At 61.0% G+C, this 8047-nt stretch carries 8 protein-coding genes and 1 pseudogene; 2 read left to right on the forward strand and 7 right to left on the reverse strand.

Annotated elements, in window-relative coordinates; genetic code table 11:
• Together Q0J81_RS09485 and Q0J81_RS09490 are read right to left on the reverse strand one after the other, a co-directional pair.
• A pseudogene (locus Q0J81_RS09485) lies at positions 1 to 456 on the reverse strand (glutamine--fructose-6-phosphate aminotransferase); the annotation flags it as partial.
• A gap of 342 nt (positions 457 to 798) precedes the next feature.
• On the reverse strand, positions 799 to 1452 hold the full coding sequence (locus Q0J81_RS09490) for an OmpH family outer membrane protein (protein WP_294447436.1): 654 nt from the start codon (positions 1450 to 1452) through the stop codon (positions 799 to 801).
• 254 nt (positions 1453 to 1706) lie between these two features.
• Here Q0J81_RS09490 and Q0J81_RS09495 point away from each other — a divergent pair, with 254 nt between their 5' ends.
• Positions 1707 to 1994, forward strand: coding sequence for a chorismate mutase (locus Q0J81_RS09495; RefSeq protein WP_294447437.1), 288 nt, complete (start codon positions 1707 to 1709; stop codon positions 1992 to 1994).
• A 612-nt stretch (positions 1995 to 2606) separates the two neighbouring features.
• Here Q0J81_RS09495 and Q0J81_RS09500 read toward each other — a convergent pair.
• The 5 genes from Q0J81_RS09500 to Q0J81_RS09520 all read right to left on the reverse strand — a co-directional run bounded on the left by Q0J81_RS09500 (position 2607) and on the right by Q0J81_RS09520 (position 6346).
• Positions 2607 to 3479, reverse strand: a complete 873-nt coding sequence (locus tag Q0J81_RS09500; RefSeq protein ID WP_294447438.1) for a hypothetical protein — start codon at positions 3477 to 3479, stop codon at positions 2607 to 2609.
• On the reverse strand, positions 3430 to 4197 hold the full coding sequence (locus Q0J81_RS09505; protein ID WP_294447440.1) for a protein-ADP-ribose hydrolase: 768 nt from the start codon (positions 4195 to 4197) through the stop codon (positions 3430 to 3432). Before Q0J81_RS09505 ends, Q0J81_RS09500 begins: the two co-directional genes overlap by 50 nt.
• Positions 4194 to 4883, reverse strand: a complete 690-nt coding sequence (locus tag Q0J81_RS09510) for a 4Fe-4S dicluster domain-containing protein (protein WP_294447442.1) — start codon at positions 4881 to 4883, stop codon at positions 4194 to 4196. Before Q0J81_RS09510 ends, Q0J81_RS09505 begins: the two co-directional genes overlap by 4 nt.
• A gap of 339 nt (positions 4884 to 5222) precedes the next feature.
• Positions 5223 to 5783, reverse strand: a complete 561-nt coding sequence (locus tag Q0J81_RS09515; RefSeq protein ID WP_294447443.1) for a chromate transporter — start codon at positions 5781 to 5783, stop codon at positions 5223 to 5225.
• Complete coding sequence (locus Q0J81_RS09520) at positions 5780 to 6346, reverse strand: chromate transporter (RefSeq protein WP_294447445.1); 567 nt, start codon at positions 6344 to 6346, stop codon at positions 5780 to 5782. The genes Q0J81_RS09515 and Q0J81_RS09520 overlap by 4 nt, the downstream gene beginning before the upstream one ends.
• Before the next feature lie 81 nt (positions 6347 to 6427).
• Between Q0J81_RS09520 and Q0J81_RS09525 the strand changes: the two genes are divergently transcribed.
• Positions 6428 to 7315: a LysR family transcriptional regulator gene (locus Q0J81_RS09525; protein WP_294447446.1), complete on the forward strand. Its 888-nt coding sequence runs from the start codon at positions 6428 to 6430 to the stop codon at positions 7313 to 7315.
• The last annotated feature ends 732 nt before the right edge of the window (positions 7316 to 8047 follow it).

Below are 8047 nucleotides of genomic sequence, written 5' to 3' on the forward strand. Positions count from 1 at the left end.
CAGCGCGCGGGCAAAGGCCTCGCGCAGGCTGGGGGCGGTCTTCCGCTCCTCGCCTATGAGATGCGCGAGCACCTCGGTATCGGTATCGGAAAGGAAGGTGTGTCCCTTTTCGGAAAGCTCATCCTTGATTTCCTGAAAGTTCTCAATGATGCCGTTGTGGATGATGGCAATGTCCCCGTCCTGCGAAAGATGCGGATGGGCGTTTCTTTCCACGGGCAGGCCGTGCGTGGCCCAGCGCGTATGGCCTATGCCGGAGGTGGCCAGAAGATAGGCGTTGTTCTCAAGCTTTGCCTCCAGCGCCGAAAGCTTGCCCGCCGCCTTCACCAGATGGAGTCGGCCCGCCTGCTCGAAGGCCACGCCGGAAGAATCGTAGCCCCGGTATTCCAGACGATGCAGCCCCTCCAAAAGCAGGGGAACGGCGGGACGATGCCCGCTGTAGCCAATAATTCCGCACATATGAGAACTCCTGTTTCAGGGAAGATATATCCGTCCTTATACAAAGGGACGGCCCGGGGAGCAAGTACCGGATGAAGGCCAGATATTTCATCCTGTTGAAGACTGCATGCGGGAGCGCTTCACCCGAAGCGGCCGGGCCGCCGGAGCCTTCCGGCATATCCTTCCGTCCACCCGGATTTTTCATTCCCGGGAATGTTCCGGCAGCCCCCTTCCGCAGGTCGGCGCTCTTTTCCGCCCATTTTCTGCCGCGCCCATCACGGTGCAGACGTCCGCCTTTCTGCCTTGCCGAAAAAAAAGACCCGTCCTCCGAAGAGAACGGGCCTTTGTCATGCGGTAAAAACGCTACTTCGCGGCGGGAGCAGCGGCCTTGTCCGCGGGCTTTTCAGCCTTCGCGGCAGGCTTGTCGGCCTTGGCGGCGGGAGCGGCCTTGTCCGTCTCTTCAAGAGGCGTGGCGTTTTCGGGCTCGGGCAGCGCGGGCTTGTCGAGAGAAGGCAGATCGCCGAAGGTGGCGGTGGCGGCGTCAAGAATGGTCTTCACCGCGTCGGTCACGTCCACTTCGGGCTTGTAGGAGGCCAGCGCCTCTTCGGGGAAGATGCCGAACAGCGACTTGTCGTTCTGGCACTTTTCAAGAGCCTTCTTCATTTCGGTCTGAAGCACGTTCATCACGTGTTCCTGATCCTGCTTGATGACGTTCTGCAGGAAGAACACGCGGCTCTGCAGTTCCTTCTGCAGACGCTGTACTTCCGCATCGTTCTTGGCATTCTGCGCCTTTTCCAGATCCTGCTGAAGCGTGGAGAGGGAGGCCATGGCCTTGTTTTCCAGCTCGCTCACGCGGGCTATGCCTTCCTTGCCGAGCCTGGATTCCTGATAGAGTCTGGAAATCTGCACCACACCGAACTGCGGTTCGGGCTTCTGAGGCTTCGCCTCCTCGTTGCAGCCGCCGAGCAGCGCGAGCATGGACACAAGGGCAAGAGCGGAAACTATGTTTCGGTTCATTTCATTATCTCCTGTGATGAATGTCTCTCACTCCCTGCGGGGAGCGGAAATGACCTGTAAGAAATACGCTTTTTGCCCGTTCTCGGCAATGGGGCCCGAAGGAGAAAAATTTTTTACTCATGCGCCCGCCCCGCGCCGCCGCCCTTGACAGCCGCGCCCGGCAAGAGCATTCCCACAAAAAAGCCCCTTTTCTTCCCGCACGGATATGGCGCACCACGGGAAGTCCACCCGCGCCGCACCACAAGGCAGACCCCATGGCAGACCCCAGATCGGAAGAGGCCATCGAAAAACTGAGAGCGGAAATCGACGCTATCGACGACGAAATGCTCACCCTCGTGCGCCGTCGCTTCAACCTGAGCCGCCGCATCATGACCGACGAACACCGCTACGGCATGCCCGTGGAAGTCTTCAGCCACGACCGGGAACAGCAGACCATCGACCGCCTCAAAAAACTCAATGAAGACTCCGACTGCCCCATGCGCAGCGCCCATATCGGCAATATCTGGCAAATGATCTTCTCCTGCACCCGCGTAGGCTGGTAAGAAGAGAAGAGGAGGAGGAATGTTGCGGGGGGAGGGAGACCCCCTTTTGAAAAAGGTGGTCTCCCTCCCCCCGCTCCCCCCTCCCTCTGCCTAAAACTTTTAATAATTACACGGTGTTCGTCGGCACTGGACACGCTGTGCGGACTCTTGACTTGCACGACGTCCGCTGCGCTTAACGCCGGAAGTGAATTCCGGCTGCCTGCGGTCGTCGACCGGGGTCCCAGAGCGTTGAAAAACGGCTGTTCTTTGTCAGCGAAGGCTTCCCAGAGCGTTGAACCAGCGCTCTCCCTTAAAAATCTGTAAATCCTTCCAACCACACCGATGTGACCGCGAAGCGGCACATCGGTCGGCCAGCCGCAGGCGGGTGCAGCAGCACACGCCTGCACTGAGATTGCAGCCCGAAACGCGTCCGCCGAGTCTTCCGGCCTTGGCGTCCCCCCCCTTCTGCCCTGCCCGCTTTTTCAGCGTCCGACTTCCGGCATCCGCATGACACCTGCCGCGCGGCGCAGCCGCAAGGCAAAACATGGGGGCCCGGGGGAGATTATCTCCCCCGGCGGGGTGCGGGGCGGCGCCCCGCATGCCTTTCCTGTCTTTCCTGTCTTTCCTGCCTTTTCAATATCCTAGGAGGGATAGCGTTTCTGCTATGTCGCCTTTGAGCCAGACGGAGCGGTCGGCGATTTCCGAGGGGACGCAGGGGGTGGCGGCGTTCATGGCGGCGTAGGTGACGAGGCTGCTTTTCCGGGTCAGCTGCCAGAAGGGGAACTTGATGATGCCGGGGGTATTGTAGCCCACGCCGAGTTCGAGGCAGACGAGGCGGCAGCGTTCGTGCTCTTTCAGGAATGTCCGGTAGCGTTCATTGGCGGCGAACCAGCCTTCGTCCTGCACGAAGGTATCGTCGCAGCGCAGGTTCATGGTCATGAGCCTGCCGCAGCGGGGGCAGCGCGGCACGAGATCGGAGGGCACGCGCATATTCTTCTGCTGCTCCATCATGAGTCTGACGACGGATTCATTGTCGTAGGTGCTTTCGTGGCATGGGGTGGCGCACTGCCAGAGGCCGTAGTCGCCCTGCATGTAGAAAAGCCGCGTCTTGTCGAAGCCTGCGAGCTGAAACTGATGATCCACGTTGGAGGTAAGCACGAAGTAGTCCCGCCCCTGCACGAGCGCAAGAAGCCGCCGGTACAGCGGCATGGGGCCGGGTTCGTAGCGGTTGTACCAGACATGGCGGCTCCACCAGGCCCAGTGCTCCTCGGGCGTGGGGAAGCGGTAGAACCCGCCGGAGTACATGTCCGTTATGCCATATGCCGCGGCAAAGTCACCGAAAAGCCGATGGAAGCGCTCGCCGGAATAGGTCAGCCCCGCCGAGTCGGAAAGTCCGGCTCCCGCGCCTATGAGCACGGCGTCGGCCTCAGCCAGCGCCTGCGCCAGACGTTCGGCGTCACCGGAGCAGACGTCGGTATATTTGTGCGTCGGAATCCTTGAACACATTGAATATCACCTTTCGTATGGACGGGAGGGAGGCAAGGCGCGCCGCTACGGTTTCCACGGCGATTTCCGCGGCCTGCTGCGGCGGAAAATGAAACTCTCCCGTGGATATGCAGCAGAAGGCCACGCTTGTGACGCCGTTTTTCACCGCAAGGTCGAGACACGAGGTATAGCACGAGGCCAGGGCCGCTCTGTCCTCTGCCGTGAGCGGTCCGCGCACCACCGGGCCCACCGTGTGAAGGACGAAGCGGCACGGCAGGTTGAATCCCGGCGTGATTTTCGCGCCGCCGGTCTTCTCCTCATGCCCCTGCGCCTCCATGATGCGCGCGCAGGCAAGGCGAAGCTGAACACCTGCAAAGGTGTGTATGGCGTTGTCGATGCACCCGTGATTCGGACAGAAGCAGCCCAGCATGGCGCTGTTGGCCGCGTTCACTATGGCGTCGCAGCCGAGCGTGGTGATGTCGCCCTGCCAGAGCGCAAGTCGCCCCAGCAGAAAGGGCACGTCCTTTTCAGGCGTCACGCCCCGCGCGCGCCGCTCTTCCTGCAGATAGGCGTCCTGCACGGTTAAAAACTCCCGCGACGCAGGCACGGGAGGCCGCACGTTGAACAGCGCCCGAAGCAGCCTTTTCCGTGCCGCTTCGTCCGCAGGCAGCCTGGCCGCCTCGCCCCGTTCCCTGAGCAGGGCCTCAATAAGCCATGCTCTGCGCTCGCCCTGCGTCATGCCTTTTCCCCGGCATGGTCCGCAACGCCCTTGTGCCGCACGGCATGGGCTGGACAATGAACCCAGCAGTCGCCGCACTCGTCGCAGCGCGAACCGTCGATGACATACCTGTCCCCTTCCCGGTGCACGGCCTTGAACGTGCATACGCGCTCGCAGATGCCGCAGCCCACACACGCTTCCGTAATGCTGAGCCCGGCCTTTTCCACGGGATGCCCGCCGAAGGAAAAACGCTCCCGCTCCAGCTTGTGATCCCGAAACTTCATGTCGAAATCATAGTCGAATATCTCGCCCTTCGCCCGGTACAGCACGAAGGTCGTCATGGCCGGGTAACGCTGCTGATCCTCGATGCCGTAGTTGAACGCCGGATCATGCTTCGCCTTTATCTCCTCCATGCTTACTTCCCGCACGTCGCCCGTCACGCGGATGAAATACCCCGGCGCCATCTCCAGCGTGCGGTCGTCCCTCATGGTTACCGAAGACGAAGCCGACATGCCGCACACCGATACCTTGCCCGTTTCCTTGAGCTGACGATAAAACGGCTTCGTGGTCATGGTCATGAAGTACAGCCCCTCGTCGTCGCACGCCAGAAAATGGGCAATGCGCGTTTCCGGCTCGTCGCCGTTCACCGTGGCGAACACACAGCTTCCTATGCGGTCGAACCGCTCGTAAATCTCCCGTATGGTCATGCTTGTCCTCCCTGCGCCGCCCCTCGCCTTCCCCGGCGTCTCACGCATGAACGCTCAAGGAAGACGAGCGGCAATACGCCGTCAATATTGTTCGATATCAAAATATATTATCCGGACGCCCCTGTAAAGAAAAAAACGAAAATCCGCATAACCGTGCGTTTTTTCAGAAAAACGACGTCTAATACAGAGGAGGACTCCCCCGGCCCGGTGCAGAACTCAGGCCTCAGACGGCGCGCCGCCTTTGGGGGGAAGGCGTGACCGTGACCGCCCTTTTTGAAGGCCCCGCGTTCCTGCGGCGATGGCCCGCCTCTTCCGGCGCTTCGACGCTTCTGCCGGACCTCACTCCAAAAGGTACGCGCCCGCCTCGATGACGCCCGCCAGCAGCATGACGAGTATGGGATTCATCCGAAATTTCAGAAGCAGAAAAAGGCTGAAGACAAAGATGCCCGCAAGACGCAGATTGACGTCCTTGAGCGCAAGGATCGCCTCATGATTCCAGAGGGCCGACATGAGAATGTCCGCGCCGGAAACCGCAATGAGGGCCACCACGGCGGGACGCAGCACGTCGAACACGCCGGCAAGGAGCGTCATGTCGCGGTATTTCAGGTACAGTTTCGCCACCAGCGTGACGATGAAGCAGGCCGGAAGCACGCAGCCCGCCGTGGCGATGACGGCCCCGGGCAGACCGGCCAGCCTTGTGCCCACGAAGGTGGCCGCGTTGACGGCAATCGAGCCCGGCGTCATCTGCGATATGGTCACAAGGTCGGTGAACTCGCGCATGGAAAGCCAGCCGTAGTTTCCCACCACTTCGCCCTGAATGAGCGGCAGTGCCGCGTATCCGCCGCCGAAGCTGAACGCGCCTATTTTGAGGAAGCAGAAAAATATGTCCCAGTACATCATGATTTTTCGCTCCTCATGAGACGAAGTGCGTGCACGAGCCCCACGCCTATGCACGCCAGAACCACATAGATGACGTTGACATGAAAGACATACGCCGCCACGAACGCCAGCGACATGACAAGAATGGCCGCCGCGTCGCGCTTCTTCACATACTTGCGCGCCAGATCCCACACCACGGCAAAGATCACCGCGGCCACGCCCGCCTGCATGCCGAGAAGCAGACGCTTCACAAGCTCGTTGTCGCTCACGGCCTCATAGCCCAGCGCAATGAGGGAAATGGTGACGAGCGGCGGAATGGCGGTGGCCACCACCGTGATGAACATGCCCGGAAGCCCGGCCAGCTTGTAGCCCACCACAATGGCTCCGCTTATGGCGATGGATCCGGGAGCCGTTTCCGCTATGGCCACAAGATCGAGCATCTCGTCGTTTTCTATCCAGTGGAACTTGTCCACAAACGTTTTTTTCATGAGGGAAACAATGACGTATCCGCCCCCGAACGTGAACGCGCTCAACTCCAGCGTGGAAAGAAAAAGTTTCCCCAGCAGTTTCCATCGTCGTGCCATGCTGCCTGCTCCTTTGCCCGACAGCATGGCCCTTGTCCGTGGAGAAGTAAAATAGTATTATTTTATGGAATCCATAACCTGTTGCTTATACATGCCATGACACTCCGCCATCTGCACATTTTCGTCACGGTCTTTCAGGCCGGCGGCATCACGCGGGCCGCGCTCATGCTGCACGTGTCCCAGCCATCCGTGAGCCTGGCCATACGCGAGCTTGAGCAGCACTACGGCGTGCGCCTGTTCGAGCGCACGGGCCGCAGCATCGTGCCCACCGAATGCGGCAGGGCCTTCTACGGCTATGCCCTGCACATCGTTTCCCTGTTCCGGGACATGGAAAAGAAAATGGCGGACTGGGACGAAACCGGCACGCTGCGCATAGGCACCAGCATTACCATAGGCACGCACGTGCTCCCCTCGCTGCTCATGGCCTGCCGCGAACGCTTCCCCGGCATCCATGCCGAGGTGGTCATCCACAATTCCGCCACCATAGAGCGCTTTGCCACCGACAACAGCATAGACATAGGCCTCATCGAAAACGCCCCGCAGCACCCGGACATACACAGCCGCCCGTTCAGAAAAGACCGCCTCTGCGGCATAGCGCCCCCCGGACACCCCCTCGCCGGACGAAACGACGTCACCATCGCCGAGCTGGCGGCTCATCCCCTGCTGCTCCGCGAAAAAGGCAGCGGCGGCCGCGAAATCCTCGACGCCTGCTTCTCCCTCGAACAGCTCCATGTCCGCCCCCTCTGGGAAAGCGTGAGCAATCAGGCCATCATACGCGGCGTGGCCGCAGGCCTCGGCGTCTCCGCCCTGCCCTGCCTGCTCGTGCAGAAGGACATCAGCGAAGGCAGCATAGCCCCCTTCTCCCTCAGGCCCGAACTCCAGCGCGACTTCAACGTCATCTGCCACAAGCGCAAATACCTCACCCCGCCCATGCAGGCCTTCATCTCCCTCTGCCTCGAAAGCAAGTGAGATTTTGAGAGGATGGGACAGCCAGAGAAGGCGGGGCCCTGCCCCGCACCCCGGAAAGGCACAGGGGCGCTGCCCCTGAACCCCGGCGGGGGAAATAATTCCCCCCGCACCCCCCTGTTTCGCCTTGCGGCTGCGCCGCGCGGCGGGGTCCGTGAGAATGCCGGATGTCGGGCTTTGAAAAAGCGGGCGGGGGAAAAGGCGTGGCGCAATGGCCGGAAGGCTCGGCTGGCGCTGCTCGGGCTGCAATCTCAGTGCAGGCGTGTGCTGCTGCACCCGCCTGCGGCTGGCCGACCGATGTTCCGCTTCGCGGTCACATCGGTGTGGTTGGAAGGATTTCCAGATTTTTAAGGGGAGAGTGGTGACTCGAAGCTCTGGAAAACCGTCGTTGGCATGAACTGCCGTTTTTCAACGATATGGCGGGCCTTCGTTTACGAAGAACAACAGCCTTTCAATGCTCGGGGGCCCCGGGCGACATCAGGAGCCCGGCCGACGACCGCAAGTAGCCGGAATTCACTTCCGGCGTAAAACGCAGCGGGCGTCGTGCAAGTCCCGCGTCCGTACAGTGTGTCCGGGGCTGACGGGCGATGGCGGCACTCGGGGGCGGGATGTAAGCGCCCGCCTGCGGCTGGCCGACCGATGTTCCCGCTTCGCGGTCACATCGGTGTGGTTGAAAGGATTTCCGGATTTTTAATGGGAGCGTTTGCCCGAAGCTCTGGAAAGCCTTCGTTGGCA

The organism is uncultured Mailhella sp., assembly GCF_944324575.1.
In the GTDB taxonomy this organism is placed as follows: domain Bacteria; phylum Desulfobacterota; class Desulfovibrionia; order Desulfovibrionales; family Desulfovibrionaceae; genus Mailhella.

Coding starts and splice junctions, on each gene's coding strand:
- Q0J81_RS09490 (WP_294447436.1), bottom strand. CDS start 1,452: ATGAACCGAAACATAGTTTCCGCTCTTGCCCTTGTGTCCATGCTCGCG.
- Q0J81_RS09505 (WP_294447440.1), bottom strand. CDS start 4,197: ATGACGCAGGGCGAGCGCAGAGCATGGCTTATTGAGGCCCTGCTCAGG.
- Q0J81_RS09495 (WP_294447437.1), top strand. CDS start 1,707: ATGGCAGACCCCAGATCGGAAGAGGCCATCGAAAAACTGAGAGCGGAA.
- Q0J81_RS09520 (WP_294447445.1), bottom strand. CDS start 6,346: ATGGCACGACGATGGAAACTGCTGGGGAAACTTTTTCTTTCCACGCTG.
- Q0J81_RS09515 (WP_294447443.1), bottom strand. CDS start 5,783: ATGATGTACTGGGACATATTTTTCTGCTTCCTCAAAATAGGCGCGTTC.
- Q0J81_RS09510 (WP_294447442.1), bottom strand. CDS start 4,883: ATGACCATACGGGAGATTTACGAGCGGTTCGACCGCATAGGAAGCTGT.
- Q0J81_RS09500 (WP_294447438.1), bottom strand. CDS start 3,479: ATGTGTTCAAGGATTCCGACGCACAAATATACCGACGTCTGCTCCGGT.